Source organism: Streptomyces populi, assembly GCF_002911015.1.
GTDB lineage: Bacteria > Actinomycetota > Actinomycetes > Streptomycetales > Streptomycetaceae > Streptomyces > Streptomyces populi.
In genome coordinates, this window is the sequence record NZ_KZ626914.1 from 19117 (window position 1) to 41596 (window position 22480).

General features: G+C 71.4%; 19 protein-coding genes and 1 pseudogene. 10 read left to right on the forward strand and 10 right to left on the reverse strand.

The window, feature by feature from the left end:
• Positions 1–9: 9 nt before the first annotated feature.
• The gene (locus tag CW362_RS29690) at positions 10–1296 is read right to left on the reverse strand and encodes an ion channel protein (RefSeq protein ID WP_103552691.1); all 1287 of its coding nucleotides are present in this window, start codon (positions 1294–1296) and stop codon (positions 10–12) included.
• Positions 1297–1427: 131 nt separating this feature from the next.
• Between CW362_RS29690 and CW362_RS29695 the strand changes: the two genes are divergently transcribed.
• Positions 1428–2195: a MerR family transcriptional regulator gene (locus CW362_RS29695; RefSeq protein ID WP_103552692.1), complete on the forward strand. Its 768-nt coding sequence runs from the start codon at positions 1428–1430 to the stop codon at positions 2193–2195.
• A 137-nt stretch (positions 2196–2332) separates the two neighbouring features.
• Here the strand turns inward: CW362_RS29695 and CW362_RS29700 are convergent, their stop codons facing one another.
• On the reverse strand, positions 2333–2698 hold the full coding sequence (locus CW362_RS29700; RefSeq protein ID WP_103552693.1) for a YbjQ family protein: 366 nt from the start codon (positions 2696–2698) through the stop codon (positions 2333–2335).
• A 141-nt stretch (positions 2699–2839) separates the two neighbouring features.
• Between CW362_RS29700 and CW362_RS29705 the strand changes: the two genes are divergently transcribed.
• The gene (locus tag CW362_RS29705; RefSeq protein ID WP_103552694.1) at positions 2840–4081 is read left to right on the forward strand and encodes a DedA family protein; all 1242 of its coding nucleotides are present in this window, start codon (positions 2840–2842) and stop codon (positions 4079–4081) included.
• Between the two features lie 60 nt (positions 4082–4141).
• Here the strand turns inward: CW362_RS29705 and CW362_RS29710 are convergent, their stop codons facing one another.
• Complete coding sequence (locus tag CW362_RS29710; RefSeq protein ID WP_103552695.1) at positions 4142–5800, reverse strand: threonine/serine exporter family protein; 1659 nt, start codon at positions 5798–5800, stop codon at positions 4142–4144.
• Positions 5801–6021: 221 nt separating this feature from the next.
• Entirely contained in the window at positions 6022–6513 is a 492-nt protein-coding gene (locus CW362_RS29715; protein WP_037625961.1) for an inorganic diphosphatase, read from the reverse strand.
• A gap of 79 nt (positions 6514–6592) precedes the next feature.
• Between CW362_RS29715 and dacB the strand changes: the two genes are divergently transcribed.
• The 6 genes from dacB (at position 6593) to folE (ending at position 14551) form a co-directional block, all read left to right on the forward strand.
• On the forward strand, positions 6593–8149 hold the full coding sequence (dacB, locus tag CW362_RS29720; protein WP_103552696.1) for a D-alanyl-D-alanine carboxypeptidase/D-alanyl-D-alanine endopeptidase: 1557 nt from the start codon (positions 6593–6595) through the stop codon (positions 8147–8149).
• Between the two features lie 193 nt (positions 8150–8342).
• Positions 8343–9491: a zinc-dependent metalloprotease gene (locus CW362_RS29725; RefSeq protein ID WP_103552697.1), complete on the forward strand. Its 1149-nt coding sequence runs from the start codon at positions 8343–8345 to the stop codon at positions 9489–9491.
• Between the two features lie 193 nt (positions 9492–9684).
• Positions 9685–10848 carry a tRNA lysidine(34) synthetase TilS gene (tilS, locus tag CW362_RS29730; protein ID WP_103552698.1) on the forward strand — a complete coding sequence of 388 codons (1164 nt, stop codon included), beginning with the start codon at positions 9685–9687 and terminating at the stop codon, positions 10846–10848.
• Positions 10849–11013: 165 nt separating this feature from the next.
• The gene (hpt, locus tag CW362_RS29735; RefSeq protein ID WP_037625953.1) at positions 11014–11574 is read left to right on the forward strand and encodes a hypoxanthine phosphoribosyltransferase; all 561 of its coding nucleotides are present in this window, start codon (positions 11014–11016) and stop codon (positions 11572–11574) included.
• A 199-nt stretch (positions 11575–11773) separates the two neighbouring features.
• The gene (gene ftsH / locus CW362_RS29740; RefSeq protein WP_103552699.1) at positions 11774–13801 is read left to right on the forward strand and encodes an ATP-dependent zinc metalloprotease FtsH; all 2028 of its coding nucleotides are present in this window, start codon (positions 11774–11776) and stop codon (positions 13799–13801) included.
• Between the two features lie 144 nt (positions 13802–13945).
• On the forward strand, positions 13946–14551 hold the full coding sequence (gene folE / locus CW362_RS29745) for a GTP cyclohydrolase I FolE (protein WP_103552700.1): 606 nt from the start codon (positions 13946–13948) through the stop codon (positions 14549–14551).
• A gap of 65 nt (positions 14552–14616) precedes the next feature.
• On the opposite strand, the gene CW362_RS29750 is transcribed toward folE, so the two are convergent.
• The 6 genes from CW362_RS29750 to CW362_RS29775 form a co-directional block, all read right to left on the reverse strand.
• On the reverse strand, positions 14617–15105 hold the full coding sequence (locus CW362_RS29750; protein WP_103552701.1) for a DUF3180 domain-containing protein: 489 nt from the start codon (positions 15103–15105) through the stop codon (positions 14617–14619).
• Between the two features lie 73 nt (positions 15106–15178).
• On the reverse strand, positions 15179–15790 hold the full coding sequence (folK, locus tag CW362_RS29755) for a 2-amino-4-hydroxy-6-hydroxymethyldihydropteridine diphosphokinase (protein ID WP_103552702.1): 612 nt from the start codon (positions 15788–15790) through the stop codon (positions 15179–15181).
• Positions 15787–16146, reverse strand: coding sequence for a dihydroneopterin aldolase (gene folB, locus CW362_RS29760; protein ID WP_037625942.1), 360 nt, complete (start codon positions 16144–16146; stop codon positions 15787–15789). The genes folK and folB overlap by 4 nt, the downstream gene beginning before the upstream one ends.
• 249 nt (positions 16147–16395) lie before the next feature.
• Positions 16396–16890 carry a nuclear transport factor 2 family protein gene (locus CW362_RS29765; protein ID WP_103552703.1) on the reverse strand — a complete coding sequence of 165 codons (495 nt, stop codon included), beginning with the start codon at positions 16888–16890 and terminating at the stop codon, positions 16396–16398.
• A complete protein-coding gene (folP, locus tag CW362_RS29770) occupies positions 16887–17747 on the reverse strand; it encodes a dihydropteroate synthase (protein WP_103552704.1) in 861 nt (286 codons plus the stop codon). Before folP ends, CW362_RS29765 begins: the two co-directional genes overlap by 4 nt.
• 421 nt (positions 17748–18168) lie before the next feature.
• Positions 18169–19998 (reverse strand): phosphatidylglycerol lysyltransferase domain-containing protein, encoded by a 1830-nt coding sequence (locus CW362_RS29775; protein ID WP_376450244.1) that lies wholly within the window; start codon positions 19996–19998, stop codon positions 18169–18171.
• Between the two features lie 199 nt (positions 19999–20197).
• Between CW362_RS29775 and CW362_RS29780 the strand changes: the two genes are divergently transcribed.
• A complete protein-coding gene (locus CW362_RS29780; protein ID WP_103552706.1) occupies positions 20198–21328 on the forward strand; it encodes an alpha/beta hydrolase in 1131 nt (376 codons plus the stop codon).
• Between the two features lie 369 nt (positions 21329–21697).
• Positions 21698–22480 (forward strand): annotated as a pseudogene (locus CW362_RS44860) (hypothetical protein); the annotation flags it as partial.

The following is a 22480-nucleotide window of genomic DNA, read 5'->3' on the forward strand; positions in this document are numbered from 1 at the left end:
CCCGGCGGTTCACCGGACGGAGCTCCCGTCCTCGTGCAGTTGCATCTGCGGCCGTCCGGTCACCAGCAGCCAGGCCGGCAGGGAGGCGATGCAGAGCAGGGCGATGATCGTCGGCGAGCTGACCAGGACGGCGGCCGTGAACAGGCTCACCCAGCCCTGCCGGGTGACCGCGAGGAGCGTGCCCAGGACTCCCGCGGCCAGTGCCAGCGACGGAGGGACCGACGGCACCAGTGCGTGGGCGCACAGGCCGAACGAGGCACCCACGAAGACGGAGGGGAAGATCCGGCCGCCCCGGAACCCGCAGCACGTGGCGACGACGAGCGCGGCCAGCTTCACCACGGCCATCAGGGCGAACCGGCCCGCCGACCAGTTGTCCGGGTGCCGGGCGATCTCGGCGACCTGGTCCAGGCCCTTGAACAGCGTCAGCGGCCCGCCCAGACAGCCCAGCAGACCGAGGACGAGCCCGCCGACGGGCAGGGCCGCCATCGGATGACGCAGGAGGGCGAACGCCTTGTGGACGTAGGGGAGGGCGCGGACACCGGCCATGCCGAGCACCGCCGCGGCGGAGGCGATCACCACCGCGGCCAGGACATCGGCCCAGCCGGGACTGCCGAGCGGGGGCAGACCCAGGTCGAAACTCGCGTGTCCCAGCAGCGACGTGACGATCGAGCCCACCGCGGCGGCCGTCAGCGGCCCGAAGAGGTTGTCCCACAGCAGACCCCTCATCTGCCGCCCGGCGAGCGCCTCGGAGACGACCAGCGCCGCCGCGACCGGGGTGCCGAACAGCGCCCCGATCGTCCCCGCCTGGGCCAGGACCACCCACAGCTCGCCGGGCGCGGCGGGCGCGAACCGGCGTCCCGCCCAGAAGGCCAGCGCGACGTTGGTGGCGATGATCGGGTTCTCGGGGCCGAGACTCGGACCGCCCGCCAGCATCAGCACGGTGGCCACCAGCAGTCCGGGCAGGATGTAGGGGGCCATCGGCTTCTCCTGGAGCCCCAGGGTGGCCGGATCGGGGCCCGCGTGCCCGGGCACCTTCCACACCACCAGGCCGACCAGGACGCCGGTGGTGGTGAGCATGACGATCATCCAGAGCGAGGAGTACCCGCCGATGCCGAGCGCGTCCGGCAGGTCCGTCCACAGCACGTCCTTGAGCTGTTCGGCGAGCCTGCTCACGCCCACGTACAGAAGGCTCGCGACCGCGCCCACGACCACGGCGGGGAGGAACAGCGGCAGCAGCGTCCGCGCGGGCGTCGCCCGGGCGGTGGCCGGTCCCGGGGTAGCCGCTTCTTGGGTCACGGGCTCACATTAAGCGCGCCATTCGGACATAACATCCCGAGCGGCGCCGCCGGAGCGGCCCGGGGCTCCGGGCTTGCACCTCACGTCACGTCAGGGCTCATCGTGAAGGGCGTACCGAGGAAGGAGCGGAAGTGAGCTACTCAGTGGGCCAGGTCGCCGGGTTCGCCGGGGTCACGGTGCGCACGCTGCACCACTACGACGAGATCGGTCTGCTCGCGCCCGGCGAACGCAGCCACGCGGGTCACCGGCGCTACGGCGACGCCGACCTCGACCGGTTGCAGCAGATCCTGTTCTACCGGGAGCTCGGCTTCCCGCTCGACGAGGTCGCCGCCCTGCTCGACGACCCGGAAGCGGACCCGCGCGCGCACCTGCGCCGCCAGCACGAGCTGCTGACCGCCCGGATCGAGAAGCTGCAGAAGATGGCCGCGGCCGTGGAGCACGCCATGGAGGCACGCACGATGGGCATCAACCTCACGCCCGAGGAGAAGTTCGAGGTCTTCGGGGACAAGGACCCCGAGGAGCACGCGGAGGAGGCCGAACGCCGCTGGGGCGGCACGGACACGTACGCCGAGTCGCAGCGCCGCACGGCCCGCTACACCAAGGACGACTGGAAGCGCATGCAGGCCGAGGTGGCCTCCTGGGGCGAACGGTACGACGCCCTGATGGAGGCCGGGGAGCGGCCGGACGGCGAGCGGGCCATGGACATGGCCGAGGAGCACCGGCAGCACATCACCAAGTGGTTCTACACGTGCACGTACGAGATCCACCGGGGACTCGGCGACATGTACGTCGCCGACGAACGGTTCAAGGAGTTCTACGACTCCATGAGGCCGGGGCTGGCCGAGCACCTGAGGGACGCGATCACGGCGAACGCCGCCCGGCGTTCCGGGGAGGCCTGACCCGGTCCGGTGCCCGTCCGTGACGGGCGCCGGACCGGTGGGACGCCGTCGGCACCGGTGAGGGGCGCCCGCGAGGACGGATCCCCCTCACCGGTGCCCGGTGTCCGCCGGCGGGCCCGAGGGCCCACCGGCGGGGCCTACTCCTTCACCAGGACGACCGCCGTGCCGTAGGCGCACACCTCCGTGCCCACGTCCGCCGCCTCCGACACGTCGAAGCGGAACATGAGCACGCCGTTGGCACCACGCGCGCGTGCCTGCTCGACGAGCCGCTCCATGGCCTGGTTGCGGGTCTCCACCAGCGTCTTCGTGAGCCCCTTGAGCTCACCGCCGATCATCGACTTCAGGCCCGCGCCGATCTGGCTGCCCAGATGGCGCGAGCGCACCGTGAGGCCGAAGACCTCGCCGATGACCTGCTCGACGCGATGGCCGGGAACGTCGTTCGTCGTCACGACCAGGACGTCCGCGTGCGGACCCTGGCCACCGCCGTATTCATCGATGCCCATGGCCCACAGCTTTGTCCCAGTCGCCGCACAGTGCATCCTGGAGTCACGGGTGGAACCTGGCGTCGGCACACCGCGTTGATAGCTTTGGTCGGCCGTACAAGGACCGCCGTACCTCCCTTCACCCCTCAGGAGCCCGGACCCGTGATGACGCTCGCCCTCGGTCCCAGCTGGCTGGATCCGAACACGCTCCTGGACAACTTCGGCATATGGGGCCTGCTGCTGGTGGTCTTCGCCGAGTCCGGCCTGCTCATCGGCTTCTTCCTGCCGGGTGACTCGCTGCTGTTCACCTGCGGTCTGCTGATCGCCACGGGTGCCATGGACTTTCCGCTGTGGGCGGCGATCCCGCTGATCTGTCTCGCCGCAGTCCTCGGCGACCAGGCGGGCTACCTCTTCGGCAAGAAGGTCGGCCCCTCGCTCTTCACCCGCCCGGACTCCCGCCTGTTCAAGCAGGAGAACGTGGTCAAGGCCAACGAGTTCTTCGAGAAGTACGGCCCCAAGTCCCTGGTGCTGGCCCGCTTCGTGCCCATCGTGCGCACGTTCACGCCGATCATCGCGGGCGTCAGCGGCATGAGGTACCGCCCCTTCCTCACCTTCAACATCATCGGCGGCGTCCTGTGGGGCGCGGGCGTCACGCTGCTCGGCTCCTGGCTCGGCAAGATCGAGTTCGTCAACAAGCACATCGAGCTGATCCTGATCCTCATCGTGCTCGTCTCGGTGGTCCCGATCATGATCGAGTTCCTGCGCGCCCGCTCCCAGGCCAAGAAGAACCCGCCCCAGGAGCCCCACGGGGCCGACGAGCCGGAGGGGGCCCAGGACTTCCCGGACTTCCCCGACTTCCGGGACCGCCCCGCCGCGCCGGTCATGGACGACGCCACCAGGCCGCTGCGCGTGCCGCCGGTCCACGAGGGCCGGGACGCGTCGTACGGCCGCCAGGACAGCGACCGGCCCTACGGTGACCAGGGCCACGGTCAGCAGTACGGGAACCAGGGCGGCCACGGCGGGCCGTACGGGAACCAGAACCAGGGCCGGCCGTACGCGGACCAGGGCCACGGCCAGCCGTACGGCGACCAGGGCCAGAGCCGGTCCTACGGGAACCAGGGCCAGGGCTACGGCCACCAGGGCGACGCCTACCCGTCCCGGCAGCAGCCTCAGCAGCAGTACCAGCAGCCCCAGCAGCAGTACCAGCAGCCGTACGGCTCGGACCAGGGCTACGGCTACGACCAGCAGCAGTACGACCAGGGGTACCAGCAGGGCTACGACCAGGGCCAGGCCCAGCCGCGGCGCGACCCCCGGCAGCAGGACCGGCAGCACCCCCAGGGCCACCCCCGGCGTGAGTACGGCGCCGAGCAGTACCCCTACGGCCAGGGCCCCGCGCAGAACTGAGCCGGCCGCCCGGTTCTCCCGGGCCCGGTCCTTCCGGGGACCGGCCCGCGGGACCGGAGGTCAGAACCCGCGCGTCCGCTTGGCGGCCCGCCGCCCGGCGGCGGAGCCGCCCGGCAGGCGCAGGAACAGCCGCGAGATCTCCGACCCCAGGTTCACCCCGATCGCGATGGCCATGGCGAGGGCCGCGGCCTTGGTGAGCGACACCAGGCCCTTGTCGACGTTGTTCTGGGCGATCGACAGCAGTCCGAAGTAGGTCGCCGAACCGGGCAGCAGCGGCCCGATCGCGGCCGTCGTGTACGGCAGCGCGGAGGCGAACCGGTAGCGCGAGAGCAGTTGCCCGAAGAGGCCCACCAGACCCGCGGCGACGGCCGTGGAGGCCACCGGCGATATCCCGCCCGCGTAGTGCATCGCCCCGTACACCGACCAGGCCACGCCCCCGTTGAGGGTCACGGCGAGGACCGTGGAGCGTTCCTGCTGGAGCAGGATCGCGAAGGTGAGCGACAGCGCCATCGACGCGGCGATCTGGAGCAGCGGCCGTTCGGAGATGTTCAGCGCCGCGTCGGGGTCGAGCTGCGCGCCCAGCTTCACGCCGAAATAGAGCACCACCAGGACGCCGACGACGATCCCCACGAAGAAGTACATGACTTCGAGCAGCCGCGCGGACGCCGTGATGTAGAAGCCGGTCAGTCCGTCCTGCACCCCCGCCACGAGCGCCCGTCCCGGCAGCAGCGCGAAGAGCCCACCGGTGATCACCGCGGACGCCTTCACGTCGACGTGCGCCACCGTGAGCGCCACCCCTATCGCGGCGGGCGGCATCGCGGCCGCCGTGAACTGGTAGAACTCCGGCAGTCCGCGCCCGGCGCACAGCCAGGCGAGCCGGTCGCCCAGCATCGCGCCGAGCGCGGCGGCGACGAACACGATCGCGTCACCGCCGACGAGCACGGAGGCCGCGCCGGCCAGCAGCCCGCCGGAGGCCGTCAGCGCCCAGCCGGGATAGGGATGCCGGTTGCGCCGCATCACCGCGAGGCGCCTGTAGGCCTCCTCCAGGGGGATCGCGGTCTCCGGGTCGCTCAGGTCGTCGACGAGCCGGTAGACGGCCGCCAGGCGCGTGTAGTCGGTGCCCCGGCGGCGGACGGTCCGTGACGCCGTCACCGGGTCGTCCACGAGGGACGGCTGGTGCGAGATCGACAGCAGGGTGAAGGTGACGTTCGGCTCGCAGCGGTCGAGGCCGTAGGCGCGGCAGACGGCGAGCATCGCCGTCTCCACGTCCTCGGCTCCCTCGCCGCCCGCGAGGAGCAGCTCGCCGATGCGCAGGGTCAGGTCGAGGACGCGCGGGACGGCGGGTCCCGACTCGTCCTCCTTGTGCACCGGCTCGGGCGCGGGCCGCTCGGTCACCGGCATGCGCAGCATCGTGCGCATCCGGTCCTGCCACGGCGCGTCCTTGGTCAGGCTGACCAGGGGGACGCCGGTCGCCGGCGTGAAGGCGGGAGGAGCGGTCCGGGCGTTGTAGGTGCGCGGCGCGCTGAACGCCGAGCCCTCCCGCCCCGGCCCGGCGGGCTGCGGTGCGTCGAGGCCCTGGGGGAGCGCGAACTCCGAGGTCGTCGACGAGTCCTCGTCGGCCGCCGCCGGGCCCGCGGGCTCCACACCCGCGGGCGGACTGAAGGCGCTCCTCGCCTCGTCCGAGTGCGGCTTGCGGTCTTCCGCTTCCGGGTCCGCCACCAACTCCAGCCTCGCCTTTCGCTCCTGTGTGGTTCTCCTTCTTGCCTCCCGTACGCCTCAGTATGCGTACGGGCACACGAACGGGCCGCGTGACCCCCGGGGGATCACGCGGCCCGTTTCGAAGAGGGGGAGGTCAGCGACCGCCCACCGGGAGGTCAGTGACCGCCCACGGGGAGGTCAGTGACCGCCCACGGGGAGGTCAGTGACCGCCCACGGGGAGGTCAGTGACCGCCCTGGTCCTTGAAGCGCTTGTAGGAACGCTCGATCTCGGCCTCGGCGTCCGCGCGGCCGACCCAGTCGGCGCCCTCGACGGACTTGCCCGGCTCCAGGTCCTTGTAGACCTCGAAGAAGTGCTGGATCTCGAGGCGGTCGAACTCCGACACGTGGTGGATGTCGCGCAGGTGCTCCACGCGCGGGTCGTGCGCCGGGACGCACAGCAGCTTGTCGTCGCCGCCGGCCTCGTCCGTCATGCGGAACATGCCGATCGCGCGGCACTGGATGAGGCAGCCCGGGAAGGTCGGCTCGTCCAGGATGACCAGGGCGTCCAGCGGGTCGCCGTCCTCGCCGAGGGTGTTCTCGACGAAGCCGTAGTCGGCCGGGTAGCTGGTCGAGGTGAAGAGTCGACGGTCCAGACGGATCCGACCGGTCTCGTGGTCCACCTCGTACTTGTTCCGTGAACCCTTCGGAATCTCGATCGTGACGTCGAACTCCACCGGTGGCTCCTCCATGATCAGCACATAGTTCGGGTGATTAAGTGTCCCTCACGCAGGTGGGTGATCGCGAAAGGGGCTGGTGGTCGTGCCAGAGCTGAGAGCTTGGCGGGCCGCGAGACCGCATGTGGTGCGGGTCGCGCGGACGGTGAGACCGCATGTGGTGCGGATCACCCGAGCCGTGCGGCCGCGTGCCGTGCGGTTGACGACAGTGCAGCTCACAGCCGTCTCCGCCACCCTCGGCCTGGCGCTCGCGGCCGGAGCGGTGACCGTGGCCGGCCCCTGGGACTCCACGGGCCAGCGTACGGCCGAGCGGGACTGGGCCGCATCGCGGACGTCCGAGGGTGGTACACATCACGCACGTACGTCCGGTACGCACCGGACGTCACCCCGGCCCGCCCCCAGTGCCGACTCCGTGCTCACCGGGCTCGGCGGCCCGGCGAGCACCGTGCCCACGCCCGCCGGGAAGGCCCTCGCCGGCGTCCTCGACCCGCTGCTGGCCGATCCCGTCCTCGGTTCGGTGCGCACCGCCGTCGTGGTCGACGTGGCGACCGGCGAGCGGCTCTACGGCAAGGGCGCCGAGCAGGTCCAGACACCGGCCTCCACCACGAAGATCGCGACCGCGGTCGCCGCCCTCGCGGCCCGTGGCCCCGATCACCGCATCCAGACGCGTACGGTCCTGGAGCCGGACACCGAGGAGGTCGTGCTCGTCGGCGGCGGCGACCCGACGCTGACCGCCCGCAAGCCCGCGGACGGCTGGGCCGACCTGGACACCCTCGCCGACCGCACGGCCACCGCCCTGAAGGCCCGTCACATGGACCACGTGACGCTCTCCTACGACACCTCGCTCTACTCCGGCCCCGGCCTTCACCCCATGGGGGTCAACGAGAACATCGCGAAGGTCACCCCCCTGATGGCCGACGAGGGGCGCCTCGACCGTTCGACGAGCGGGCCGGCCGGGCGCGCCGCCGACCCGGCGGCGGACGCCGCGCGGAAGTTCGCGGACCTGCTCCACGACCACGGCGTCACCGCGACGGCTCCCGGCCCCTCGAAGGCGACGGGCCGCTCCCAGGCCCTCGCCTCCGTCTCCTCGCCGCCCCTGTCCGTCCTGGTCGAGCGGATGCTGACGAACAGTGACAACGACATCGCCGAGGCCCTGGCCCGCCAGGTCGCCCTCGCCGCCGGCGAGGAACCCAGCTTCGACGGGGACGCGAAGGCGATCCGCGCCGAGCTGAAGAAGCTCGGACTCCCGCTGGACGGGGCCCGGTTCGCGGACGGCAGCGGTCTGAACCGCGCCGACAGGCTCTCCGCCGACCTGCTCGCCGCCCTGCTGGCCAAGGCCGGTGACCCGGCCCACCCCGAACTGCGCTCCGTGCTCACCGGCCTGCCCGTCGCCGGCTTCACCGGCACCCTCAGCACCCGTTACACCGACTCCCCCACCGCCACCGGGGTCGTCCGGGCCAAGACCGGCACCCTGACCGGGGTCAACACCCTCGCCGGGACCGTCGTCGACAAGGACGGCCGCCTGCTGGCCTTCGCCTTCCTGACCTCCGACGCCGCCAACCCGCCGGACGCCGCGGTGGCGCGGGCGGCGTTGGACCACGCGGCGACGGCACTGGTGGCGTGCGGCTGCCGGTAGCCGCACGCGGGACGGGGAACCCGGCGCGCCGACGGCCGGGCCCGGAACCCCGGCGCGCCCGTGGCCGTGCGCCGGGCCCGGAACCCGGTCCCTCCCGGCCCGTGAGAACCACGAGCACCGTCCGCCTCCCGGCCGGGGCACACGCGGCGCCGGACCCTAACCGCAGCAGGACCCGCTCACGTACGGTTGACGCATGACGAGCATCGGTGGTGCTGCATCTACTGGGATGGTCGACTGGAATCTCGCGGTGGCGACCGCGACCCGGCTCGTGCGGCCGGGCCCGGAGGTGAGCCGCGACGAGGCGAGGGCCATCGTCGCGGAGCTGCGCCGACACGCGAAGGCCTCGGAGGAACACGTCCGCGGCTTCACCCGCATGGGTGAGGACGTCGTCCACGACACCCCCGTCCTCGTCGTCGACCGCCCCGGCTGGGTCCGGGCGAACGTCGCCGGGTTCCGGGAGATCCTCAAGCCCCTTCTGGACAAGATGCAGGAACGGCGCGGGAGCAGCCCGGGCGGAGCCGTCCTCGGCGCCGTCGGCGGCAAGGTCACCGGTGTCGAACTGGGCATGCTGCTGTCGTTCCTGTCGTCGAGGGTCCTCGGGCAGTACGAGACGTTCGCTCCCGCGACCCGCGACCTGCCCGCGGGATCGGCCACCGCCTCCGGCAGCGGCGGCGGCAGGCTCCTGCTCGTCGCCCCGAACATCGTGCACGTGGAGCGCGAACTCGACGTCCAGCCGCACGACTTCCGCCTGTGGGTGTGCCTCCACGAGGAGACGCACCGCACCCAGTTCACGGCCGTGCCCTGGCTGCGCGACCACCTGGAGGGCGAAATCCAGTCGTTCTTGGGAGAGACCGAGGTCGACCCCATGACCGTCCTGGAGCGCATCAGGGAGGCCGCGCAGTCGCTCTCCGGGTCCCGCCCGGACACCGAGGAGGACGACGGCGGCCGTTCCCTCGTGGAAATCGTGCAGACACCCGCCCAGCGGGAGATCCTCGGCCGGCTCACCGCCGTGATGTCCCTCCTGGAGGGACACGCCGACTTCGTGATGGACGGCGTCGGCCCGGCCGTGGTCCCCTCCGTCGCCGAGATCCGCGAGAAGTTCCAGCAGCGCCGCGCCAAGGGCGCCTCCCGCCTCGACCTGGCGCTGCGCAAACTGCTGGGCCTGGACGCCAAGCTCAGGCAGTACAGGGACGGCGAGCGGTTCGTGCGGGCGGTCGTCGACGAGGTCGGCATGGACGGCTTCAACCGCGTGTGGACCTCTCCGAACACGCTCCCGACCAAGGCGGAGATCGCCAAACCGGCGGACTGGGTCGCGCGGGTGCACCGCAAGTCGGAGTCGTGAACCCCGCGGGACGGTCGTGAAACGAATCCGGCCGACGGCAGGCAAACGCTCCTGCTATCACCCGTCCGAGGGACCGTGGAGCATGGGTAGGCGTGCAATGCTCGGGGAACGCCCCGGTTCTGTCACCATCGACACACTCTGAGTGACAGATCCCCGGGCTAACCCCCCGAAAACTTCATGAAGGGAACCGGACATGGGTCCCCATCCTGCGGTCGCGGCGATACGCCTGGCGGTCCGCCGCGTACTCCACGACATCCTGGCCGAACAATCGCCCGCCCACGACACCCGGCGCACACCCGCGCGCGGTGCCGCGCGCCCCTGCGCGCCCGACGCGGAACGCGTCCCCGCCCCCGGAACGCGGCGCAGCCCCGCCGCGCCCGCCCGGGCCCCGCACGACCAGGACCGCGCGAGCTCCCGGCCCCGGCCGGACGAGGACGCCCCCCGGGCGCCGCTCGTGCTCGTCGCCTGCTCCGGCGGCGCCGACTCCATGGCGCTCGCCTCCGCCCTCGCCTTCGAAGCCCCCAAACTCGGCATCCGCGCCGGTGGCATCACCGTCGACCACGGTCTGCAGCCCGGCTCCGACCTGCGCGCCGACGAAGTCGTGCTGCGCCTCACCGAGCTCGGGCTCTCCCCGGCCGAGTCGATCGCCGTCACCGTCGGCCGCGACGGAGGCCCCGAGGCCGCCGCCCGCGACGCCCGGTACGCCGCCCTGGACTCCGCCGCCGAGCGCCACGGCGCCACCGCGATCCTCCTCGGCCACACCCGCGACGACCAGGCCGAGACGGTCCTGCTCGGCCTCGCCCGCGGCTCCGGCATCCGCTCGCTGTCCGGAATGGCCGCGGTCTCGGGGGCCGACGGCCGCTACCGCCGTCCCTTCCTGCACCTGGACCGGCAGACCGCCCGCAAGGCGTGCATGGTCCAGTCGCTGCCCGTCTGGGACGACCCGCACAACGCCGATCCGGCCTACACCCGCTCCCGGCTCCGCCACGAGGGTCTGCCCGCCCTCGAGAAGGCCCTCGGCAAAGGAGTCGTCGAGGCTCTCGCCCGTACGGCCCAGCTCTCCCGGGACGACGCCGACGCCCTCGACGCGTGGGCCAGCCAGGCGGAGGCGTCCGTGCGCGACGCCGCGGGCCTCCTGGAGTGCGCCAAGCTCTACGCCCTGCCGCCCGCCGTACGCCGCCGGATCCTGCGCCGCGCGGCCATCGAGGCGGGCGCTCCGGCAGGTTCGCTGTTCGCCCGGCACATCGAGGAGATCGACCGTCTGATCACCGGATGGCGCGGTCAGGGGGCCATCAATCTCCCGGGCAAAGTCGTCGCCCAGCGCCAGGGTGGCAGACTGGTGATTCGGCAAGGCTGAAACCGGACCCTGCACCGGGGCCGCTCACGCGGCTCCCCGGGACCCCTTCATCCGGGTCGCGGGCGGTCCGAACGGCCGCGCGGGTGAGCCGAAGGGGACCATCGCCGGTTACATGGCGCCCTGTAGGTGACGAGCCCAAAAAAGTGGGACGGACGACCGAAAGTGATGCGGGTGGACGCGAAAGACATGGGCACCGACCTCAAGTCGGTGCTCATCACCAAGGAAGAGATCGACGCGAAGCTGGCCGAGCTGGCCGCGAAGATCGACGCGGAGTACGCGGGCAAGGACCTGCTGATCGTCGGAGTGCTCAAGGGTGCCGTGATGGTCATGGCGGACCTCGCGCGTGCGCTGTCCACCCCCGTCACCATGGACTGGATGGCCGTGTCGTCGTACGGCGCGGGCACCCAGTCCTCCGGCGTGGTGCGGATCCTCAAGGACCTGGACACCGACATCAAGGGCAAGCACGTCCTGATCGTCGAGGACATCATCGACTCCGGGCTGACGCTGTCCTGGCTGATCTCCAACCTCGGCTCCCGCGAGCCCGCCTCGCTCAAGGTGTGCACGCTGCTGCGCAAGCCGGACGCGGCCAAGGTCGCCATCGACGTGGAGTGGGTCGGCTTCGACATCCCGAACGAATTCGTCATCGGGTACGGCCTGGACTACGCCGAGAAGTACCGCAACCTTCCGTTCGTCGGTACGCTCGCGCCTCACGTCTACGGCGGCTGACCGCCCTCTTCCTGAGGGCGGCTCAGCCCTTGTAGGACGATCGGGAACCCCAGCGGGTTTCGCGCCGTTGGAGCATGCGTGGACGGGATTGCCAGCAGTCCCCTGCGGCTTCGGGTGACAATGCTGGGGTACCGTCCGAAGAACAGTCTTTATCAAACTCACTATGGCAGGAGGGACGGGGCGGCACCGCTCCGTATGGATGGACGTGAAGCGATACTTCCGTGGGCCGGTCATGTGGATCGTGCTGGCCGTCCTTGCCGTGGTCGTGTTGATGCAGGTCGTCGGTTCGTCCGGCGGCTACAAGACGGTGGACACCGGCCAGGTCGTCCAGGCGATCAATGACAACAAGGTCGAGTCAGCCAAGATCACCACTGGCGACGAGCAGGTCATCAAGGTCTCGCTGAAGGACGGCGAGAAGGTCGAGGACAGCTCGAAGATCCAGGCGAGCTACATCGGCGACCAGGGCGTGGCCCTCGCCAACACATTGCAGGACAAGTTCCAGAACAAGCAGATCCCGGACGGCTACACCGTCTCGCCGTCCAAGCAGAACCCCTTCGTGGGCATCCTGCTGTCCCTGCTTCCCTTCGTCCTCATCGTCGTCGTGTTCCTGTTCCTGATGAACCAGATGCAGGGCGGCGGCTCCCGGGTCATGAACTTCGGGAAGTCCAAGGCGAAGCTCATCACCAAGGACACCCCGAAGACGACGTTCGCCGATGTCGCGGGCTCGGACGAGGCCGTCGAGGAGCTCCAGGAGATCAAGGAGTTCCTCCAGGAGCCGGCGAAGTTCCAGGCCGTCGGCGCGAAGATCCCCAAGGGTGTCCTGCTGTACGGGCCTCCCGGTACGGGCAAGACGCTCCTCGCGCGCGCCGTCGCGGGCGAGGCCGGCGTTCCGTTCTACTCGATCTCCGGTTCCGACTTCGTCGAGATGTTCGTCGGTGTCGGTGCCTCCCGGGTCCGTGACCTGTTCGAGCAGGCCAAGGCGAACGCCCCGGCGATCGTCTTCGTCGACGAGATCGACGCGGTCGGCCGCCACCGCGGCGCCGGCCTCGGCGGCGGTCACGACGAGCGCGAGCAGACCCTCAACCAGCTGCTCGTCGAGATGGACGGCTTCGACGTGAAGGGCGGCGTCATCCTGATCGCCGCCACGAACCGGCCCGACATCCTCGACCCGGCCCTCCTGCGCCCCGGCCGTTTCGACCGGCAGATCGCGGTCGACCGTCCGGACATGCAGGGCCGTCTGGAGATCCTCAAGGTCCACCAGAAGGGCAAGCCGGTCGCCCCGAACGTCGACCTGTCCGCGGTGGCCCGCCGGACCCCCGGCTTCACCGGTGCCGACCTGGCGAACGTGCTGAACGAAGCGGCGCTGCTCACGGCGCGCAGCAACCAGAAGCTGATCGACAACGGCATGCTGGACGAGGCGATCGACCGTGTGGTCGCGGGCCCGCAGAAGCGGACCCGGATCATGTCGGACAAGGAGAAGAAGATCACCGCGTACCACGAGGGCGGACACGCCCTGGTCGCGGCGGCTTCCCCGAACTCCGACCCGGTCCACAAGATCACGATCCTGTCGCGCGGCCGTGCCCTCGGCTACACGATGGTCCTGCCGGACGAGGACAAGTACTCCACCACGCGCAACGAGATGCTGGACCAGCTCGCGTACATGCTGGGCGGCCGCGCGGCCGAGGAACTCGTCTTCCACGACCCGACCACCGGTGCCGCGAACGACATCGAGAAGGCCACGGCCACCGCCCGCGCGATGGTCACGCAGTACGGCATGACCGAGCGTCTCGGCGCGATCAAGTTCGGCGGCGACAACACCGAGCCCTTCCTGGGCCGGGAGATGTCGCACCCGCGCGACTACTCGGAAGAGGTCGCCGCGCTTGTCGACGAAGAGGTCAAGAAGCTCATCGAGAACGCGCACAACGAGGCCTGGGAGATCCTGGTCGAGAACCGCGACGTCCTCGACCAGCTCGTGCTCCAGCTGCTGGAGAAGGAGACGCTGAGCAAGGAGCAGATCGCCGAGATCTTCGCTCCCATCGTGAAGCGCCCGGCCCGCCCCGCGTGGACCGGCTCCTCCCGCCGCACGCCGTCCACCCGCCCGCCGGTGCTCTCCCCCAAGGAGCTGTCGCTGACGAACGGGGCGAACGGCTCGACGGCTTCCATCGCCACCGCGACGGAGTCCGTCCCGGCCACGGAGACGGCCTCCGAGGACCGCACCGACAGCTGAGTCCGCTCGGCTCCGGGCGGCCTCACCAGGCCCGGAATGGATGCCGCGCCTCCCAGGTTCTAGCCTGGGGGCGCGGCATTTTCGTGTGCCCGCACCTTTTGGACGCGTCGAGGCACGCGCAGGCTCCACAGGAACGAGGACCAGATGACCGACCCCGTGACGCTGGACGGCGAGGCCGCGATCGGCGAGTTCGACGAGAAGCGCGCCGAGAACGCCGTACGGGAGCTCCTGCTCGCGGTCGGAGAGGACCCGGACCGCGAGGGTTTGCAGGAGACGCCGGCGCGGGTCGCGAGGGCGTACAAGGAGATATTCGCGGGCCTGCGGCAGCGGGCCGAGGACGTGCTGACGACCACGTTCGACCTGGGCCACGACGAGATGGTCCTGGTGAAGGACATCGAGGTCTTCAGTACGTGCGAACACCATCTGGTCCCGTTCAGGGGCGTGGCGCACGTCGGCTACATCCCGTCCACCAGTGGCAAGATCACCGGCCTGTCCAAGCTGGCGCGTCTCGTCGACGTCTACGCCCGGCGTCCTCAGGTCCAGGAGCGGCTGACGACACAGATCGCCGACTCCCTGATGGAGATCCTGGAGCCGCGCGGTGTGATCGTGGTCGTCGAGTGCGAGCACATGTGCATGTCCATGCGCGGGATCCGCAAGCCCGGCGCGAAGACCATCACGTCGGCGGTGCGCGGCCAGCTGCGGGACGCGGCGACCCGCAACGAGGCGATGAGCCTCGTCATGGCCCGCTAGACCTCGCGGTCTCACCCGGACCGGTCCGGGTGAGACCGGCAGGGACTGCGCGCCCCGGTGCCGGGCTACGCCACCGGGGCCGTTCCGCCGTGGTGCTCGTCGTCGTCCTCCGGGAGCTTGCAGACGCGTTCCAGGAAGAAGGCGGCCGCTATCACGCCGATTCCGGCGAGGACGGAGAAGCCGGCGTAGATGGCCTGGTCGCGGCGGGCGGGAACCTCCAGGGACTCCAGGAGGAAGACGCCGGTGCCGCCGTACATCCCCGCCACCAGGGCGGCCACCAGGGCGCTCGCCTGGCCGAAGACGACCGCGCGGGCGGCCATCAGCGGATCGACGCCCTTGGCGCCGGGGCGGCGCTCGCGCTGGGCCTTGAGGCGGGAGCGCAGCGACAGGGCCGTCGCGAGGAGGACGATCGCGATCAGGGCGAGGACGATGGGGGCGGCCAGCGGGACCCGGGGCAGCGTGCCCACCGCGTTCCACAGGCGGGCGCCCGCCCAGGACAGCACTCCGGCCACCACGAACACGGCAGCCAGTGTCCTGATCCGCAGCTCTTTCACGTTGCCCCTTCGGTAGCCCGCCTGCGGCCGGGGCCCGTGCCGGGCCGGCCTGTGGTCGTCTTGACCTTAACGACTACTCGGGCAGCCGGAGTTCCAGGTCGGCGCGGGCCGCGACACCGTCGCGGGTGACGGTGCCGAGGAGCTGGGCGACGGAGCCGTGGCCGGGGAGCTGCGCCTCGGGATCCACGTCGTACCAGGGGGCGAGGACGAAGGCCCGCTCGTGGGCGCGCGGGTGAGGGAGGGTCAGCACCGGGTCGTCGGAGACGACATCGGCGTACGCCACGATGTCCACGTCGATCGTGCGCGGGCCCCAGCGCTCGTCCCGCACCCGGTGGAAGGCCTCCTCGACCGCGTGGGCGCGCTCCAGGAGCGAGGACGGCGGGAGGGTGGTCCTGAGCACGACGACGGCGTTGAAGTACGAGGGCTGACTGCCCGGTTCGACGCCCCACGGCTCGGTCTCGTAGACGGGGGAGACGGCTTTGACCCGGACGCCCGGGGTGTCCTCCAGGGCGTCGACGGCTCCCTGGAGGTTCTCCATGCGGTTGCCCAGGTTCGACCCGAGGGAGATCACCGCGCGCTTGGGGTTGCTCAGCGTCGTGTCGGCGGCGTCGACCTGCTCGACCACGGAGGCGGGCACCGGCTGTACGGTCGGGTCGCTGTGACCCTCGGTGAAGGAGGCGGTCATACTCGGCTCCGGATGATCGTGACGGTCACGTCGTCGAAGGGGACCGTGATGGGTGCGTCCGGTTTGTGGACGCAGACCTCGACCTCCTGGACCCCGTCGTGCTTGAGACACGTCTGGGCGATGCGCTCGGCGAGCGTCTCGATGAGGTCGACCGGCTCGCCCTCGACCACGGCGACGACCTCTTCCGCCACGATGCCGTAGTGCACGGTCTTCGCCAGGTCGTCGTCGGCCGCGGCCGGCCGGGTGTCCAGGCCCAGCGTCAGGTCCACGATGAAGGTCTGGCCCTCCTCGCGCTCCTTCTGGAAGACGCCGTGGTGCCCGCGGGCCTTGAGGCCGCGCAGCGCGACACGATCCACGCGAATCACTCCTGCAATCGTCGGTGAAGGCCGTCATGCGCCGGATGCGGTCGGCACACCGGCCTCGAACGAATCTACCTGCGGGCACCGACAACGCTCGCCCGCGGGGACGGACGCCCCGGCGAAGGCCACGAGACTTCACCGGGCGTTCCCCCCGGGGAACGCGGCGGATCACGAGCCGGTAGCGCCGCCCCTACCCCGGACCGGCGATTCCAATCACCTTTTGCTCCCCGAGGGTCACGCGCCCGCTCAGCCGGCGGTGTCCTCGTCCTCCTCCTCGTCGGACTCGGCCAGTACGGGGGAGGCGTGGTGGGACCAGAGCTTCCAGCCGTCGGCGGTACGGCGGAACACGTTGGTGGCGACGACCAGCTGGCCGACGAGCGGGCCGAGCTCGTTGCCGTCGTCGGGGGCGGGGCCGCCGCTGAGGATGTTCTCGGTGCAGGTCACCAGGGCCGTGTCGCCGGACACGCTGACGCGCACGTCGGTGAGGAAGAACTGGATGTACTCCGTGTTCGCCATGATCAGCGCGTACGAGCGGAGCACCTCGCCGCGGCCGCTCAGGACGGGCCAGCCGGGGTGGACGCAGGAGATGACCGCGCCCTCGCCCTCGAAGTCGTCGTCGGACGTGTCCAGCGGGACCAGCCACAGCGAGGACAGTTCCTCGAAGTCCCCCCGTTCCATCGCCTCGTAGTACGCCGTGTTGGCGAGTTCGACCTGCTCGACGTCGGTCCGAGGTGTGCTCACCGGGCACCCTCGACGGCGCGGGCGACCCGTACGGCGTCGGCCGTGGCCCGTACCTCGTGCACGCGGACCGCCCAGGCGCCCTGCTGGGCGGCTATCGCCGAGACGGCGGCGGTGGCGGCGTCCCGCTCGCGCGCGGGGGGCGGGGCGCCCTCGGGGCCGGCCAGGACGCGGCCGAGGAAACGCTTGCGGGAGGCGGCGACCAGCAGGGGGTGGCCGAGGGCGCGGAGACGGTCGAGGTGGGCCAGGAGGGCCAGGTCGTGCTCCGGGTCCTTGGAGAAGCCGAGCCCGGGGTCGACGACGACGCGGTCGGGGGCGATGCCGCCCGCCAGGACGGCCTCCACGCGCGCGTGGAGCTCGTCGAGGACTTCCGTGACCACGTTCTCGTACGTCCCCCGGACGTTCTCGCCGGCCAGGAAGCCGCGCCAGTGCATGACCACGAAGGGCGCGCCCGCGGCCGCCACGGCCGGGATCATCGCGGGGTCGGCGAGGCCGCCGCTGACGTCGTTGACGAGGGCTGCGCCCGCGGCGAGGGACTGTTCGGCCACGGAGGCGCGCATGGTGTCCACGGAGACGGTGACGCCCTCGGAGGCGAGGCCGCGGACGACCGGGATGACGCGCTTGAGCTCCTCGGCCTCGTCCACGCGGGTGGCTCCTGGACGGGTGGACTCGCCGCCCACGTCCACGAGGTCGGCGCCCTCGGCGACCAGGCCGAGCCCGTGCTTGACGGCGGCCGTCGTGTCGAACCAGCGGCCGCCGTCGGAGAAGGAATCGGGGGTGACGTTCACGACCCCCATGACCGCGCAGCGGTCCCACGTCGGCAGTCCCGCGACTCGGCCGCGCCCGCGCTCGATACTCATACGTCCAGCCTAGGCCTCCTGGGGGAGCCCCCATCGCCCGTTGCCCGGTCCCGGCGCCCCGCGGCCCCGCCGCGAGGGCAGGGCCCCGACCGCCGTGGGCCGCCTCGCCGGCCTTCGACAGCGCCCCGGACCGACCACCGGACCCGGAGCGACCCGCCGGCCCCTTCGGGAGAGCTGGCGGGGGAGCCGCCGAGGAAGCATGAGGGGGAGCAGGCGGGAGCCGGCGCCCGCCCGTGGACCGGTCCCGCCCGGGGCTCGCGTTCCCGCCGGTCGCGGAGGTTCTGACGGCACGGGCGCGGCGTCGGCCGTTTCGCGCCGTCCGGTCTCCCTCCGTGCCGTCCGTCCCCGTGCCGTCCGCCCCCGGTCCCCTGCCCGGAGCGGCTGGGCGTTCCGGGCCAAGGTCCCGCGGGGCGGCTTCCCGCTACGCCGCCCTGACCCCCCGCTCCGCGGCCGCGTGGGTGCAGGGACGCGGGGCCGGTGCGCGGCGGCGCAGCACCCGGGGGAGGGCCAGGTTCACGAAGCCCTCGGCCTGCATGGCGGCGAAGCCGATGCGGGGGAGGTCGCGGGAGGAGGCGTAGACCACGAAGCGCGGCTCCCAGCGCGGTTGGAACTTGGCGTTGAACTTGTACAGCGACTCGATCTGGAACCAGCGGGACAGGAACACGAGCAGTCCGCGCCAGGCGCGCAGCACGGGCCCCGCGCCGATCTTCTCGCCGCGCGCGAGCGCCGAGCGGAACATCGCGAAGTTGAGCGAGATCCGTTCGATGCCGAGGCGGGGGGACGCCTGGAGCGCCGCCACGATGAGGAGTTCGTTCATGCCGGGGTCGGCCGCGCGGTCGCGGCGCATGAGGTCGAGCGACACGCCGTCCGGACCCCACGGGACGAAGTGCAGGACGGCCTTCAGGTCGCCGTACGGGCCGGGCGGATCGTCGGCCTTGTGCGCCGTGGCGATCAGACAGTCGCCGTCGGACGGGTCACCGATACGGCCGAGCGCCATGGAGAAGCCGCGCTCGGTGTCGGTGCCGCGCCAGTCCTCCGCCGCGTTCCGTATCCGCTCCAGTTCGCCCTCACCGAGGTCACGGATGCGCCGTACCCGGGTTTCGTAGCCGGCGCGTTCGATGCGTTTGACCATCTGGCGCACGTTGCGCATCGCGCGCCCGGACAGGGAGAAATCCGCGACGTCCACCACCGCCTCGTCCCCGAGTTCGAGAGCGTCGAGGCCGGTCTCGCGGGTCCACACCTCGCCGCCCGTCTCGGAGCAGCCCATGACGGCGGGCGTCCAGGAGTGTGCCCTGGCCTCGTCCATGAAGCGCTCGATCGCACCCGGCCAGGCCTCCACGTCGCCGATGGGGTCACCGCTGGCGAGCATCACCCCGGAGACGACCCGGTAGGTGACCGCCGCCTTGCCGCTGGGCGAGAAGACGACCGCCTTGTCGCGGCGGAGCGCGAAGTGGCCGAGGGAGTCGCGGCCGCCGTGCTTGTCCAGGAGGACGCGCAGCCGGGCCTCGTCGTCCTCCGTGAGGCGGGCGGCGGGGTGTTCGGGCCGGAAGGCGAGATAGATGGTGGTGACGGCGGTGAGCCAGCCGAGCGCGCCGAGGGAGAAGGCGACGGTCCAGGACGTGGGTCCCGCGTAGTCGACGGGGCCCTCGAAGCCGATGAGGCCGTACAGGACGTGACTGATGCGGTCGGCCAGGCTCGGGTCGCCGATCATGCGGTCCTCATGGACGCTGACGATGACGAGTCCGAGGACGAGGGAACCGGCGCCCATGAGGACGAAGTTGGCGAGCGCGCGCCAGCGGCTGCGCGGATCGGGCAGCGCGGCGAACTCGTCGCGGTGGCGCAGCAGCGGTGCGAGCAGCGCGGCCGAGAGGACGACGCCGATCACCGAGTGGCGGTACGCGAACTGCGCGGCGGCACCCGCGGGCAGCAGCAGGACCGCGGCGCGCCACGCCCTGCGCTTGCGGCGCCGCAGCCCGTGGGCGAGCAGCAGCAGGAGCACGCCGGCGCTGAGCGAGAGCGCCGCGGCGAACGGCCCGAACGCGCCGGGCAGCACCTCGGCCAGGGCGTGCATACGGCTGTGACGGAAGCGCGGGAAGACGCCCGCTGCGACGTCCAGGAGGCCTACGAGCGTGCAGGCCCTGGCGACCAGGGTGGGAACGGCCTCCGGGCTCGGACCGCGCAGTACGCGTCGTGTCCGGCCCGTCCGGCCTGGAACCCCACCCGACAATTCCCCATCTACCCTGACAGACATCGCATCCCGTGGTTCCGCGAGAGACCTTGAATCCGGTGCCATTCAGGCATCCGGCGACATTGCGCCCTCTAGGACGGTGTCTTGAGGGGACAGGTTCACTCCCTTCCGGAAAGCCGGTTCAAAAGGCAAGGAAAGTCCAGGGCAAGGACTCGCCAATGCGCGGGACGGACCCGGACGGAAAGCGCAGGCGGAGCAGTCCATGGGTCTCACGAGCAACAAGGTGCTGGCATTGGTGGTCATGCTCGCCGTGCTGCTTTTCATCGGCACGGTGTGGTGGTGGCCGCGGCTCGCCAGGCGTACCTGGTGGTCCGTCGGCGGACGGGTCGGACTGCTGCTGGCCACGCAGGTGATGCTGTTCGCCTCGGTCGGACTGGGCGTCAACCAGGCGTTCGGGTTCTATGCCAGCTGGGCGGACCTCCTCGGCCGTGAGCAGGGTGAGGGCGTGGTCGTCGACCACAACGGCGCGGGTGGTCCGGGCGGCGGTCCCCTCCAGGTCGTGGACACCGAGTCGGTGATCGTCTCGGGCGGGGCCAGGCCGGGGACCGGGGGGCAGATCCAGAAGATCGACATCGTCGGCCGCACGACCCGCATCGCCACGCCGGCGTACGTCTACCTGCCGCCGGAGTACTTCCAGCCGCGGTACCGCACCCGTACGTTCCCGGCCGTCACGGTGCTGACCGGCTATCCCGGCACCGCCCGGGCGCTCATCAAGGGACTGCACTTCCCGCAGACGGCGAATCGTTTGGTCAGGGAGGGCAGGAGCCAGCCGATGATCCTGGTGATGCTGCGGCCGACCGTCGCTCCCCCGCGGGACACCGAGTGCGTGGACGTCCCCGGCGGCCCGCAGACCGAGTCCTTCTTCGCCAAGGACCTTCCCGAGGCCGTGTCGGACCATTACCGGGTGGGCAAGAGTCCCCGGAACTGGGGCGTCATCGGCGACTCGACGGGCGGGTACTGCGCGCTGAAACTCGCCGTCCACCACCCCGGGACGTACGGGGCGGGCGCCGGCCTGTCGCCGTACTACAAGGCGCCGACCGACCGCACGACCGGAGACCTCTTCCACGGCGACAAGCTCCTGCGCGCCAGTGCCGATCTGCGCTGGTACCTGAGGAACAGGCCCGCGCCGGACACCTCGCTCCTCGTCACCAGCAGCAAGGCGGGCGAATCCAACTACAAGGCCACGCTTGACTTCATAGACCTCGTGAAATCCAAGGGGCTCACCAGGATCTCGTCGATCATCCTCGACAGCGGCGGCCACAACTTCAACACGTGGCGTCGGGAGATCCCGGCGACGCTCCAGTGGATCAGCGGGCGGCTGAGCGACCACTGACGCGCGCCGCGCCGACGCGGGTGGCGCCCGATGCCGGGGGCCGCGCGGTGCCGGGGCGTCCCGGAGCGGTGAGCCGGCGGGCGTGTCGTCGCGTACCCGTCCGTGCCGTGCCGGGCGGACGAATTGGGTTGTCCGGCGCGGGGAAATGCCGTCCCGCGGGGGAATGCCGCGTCCCGGTGATTACGATTCGGGAGACCTTCCGGAGCCGTCGGAATTGATCGAGGAGCCGGTGGGACCGGGGGCGTGACGGTCTTTGTGGGACAAGCGGTGTGTCCTGTGGGCGGTCGGTACAGGACAAAGCTTCCGGGGAGACTGTGTTTTTACCGTGCGGGGCACCAAGATTCGCCTACGCGCGGTAAGTTTCTGGCCATGCCACGTGGACGCCACCGCCATTCCCCGCCCTTGCACAGGGTGCTGCCTTCTTCGGCGATCGCCGGCGTGTCGCTCGTTTTCGCCATAGGACCCTGGCTGTTCACGGACGCGTTCGCGCTCCGTGTCCTGGCCGCGGGCGCCGCGGCGACGGCGGTCGTCAGCGCGGTCGTCCTGCGCCGCTGGGACAGTGCGGCGGGCAAACGCGTAGCCGACCTCACGCGCGCGCGGGCGAGCGACGAGTGGCGTCACGAGGAGCGCGTCGCCGAACTGGAGACGGACCTCGAGGAGGCGCGCGAACTGCGCGGCAAGCTGGAGCAGAAGCTGCGCGCCAAGCGCACCGAGCTGGCCGGCCTGCGCAACGAGCACGCGGCGCTGCTGCGGCGGTACGCCACGGCGGAGACGGAGCGGGCCACCGCCCTGGAGGGGCGCCGGCAGCTCGCCATAGAGGCTTCGGTACCGGCCCGCGCCCTGCCGGCCGCGCGGACGGCTCCGGACGCGGTGGAGGACCACGACTCCTCCGACTCGGTGGATTCGCCGGACACTCCCGAGGCGGCCGAGACGACCGGGGGCCCGGACGGGTCCGGGGCGTTCGAGACGTCCGAGAAGACGGCGGAGTCCGGGAGCGGGACGGACGCCATCGAGGCCTTCATGGCACCCGACGACGACGTTTCCCCGGACGGGGAGGACGACGACACGGCTTCCTCCGACGCGGAGGAGGACGAGGTCGAGGCCGAGGCCGACGAGTCCTCCCAGGCCTTCTCCCCGGCCGGTTCGTCGCTC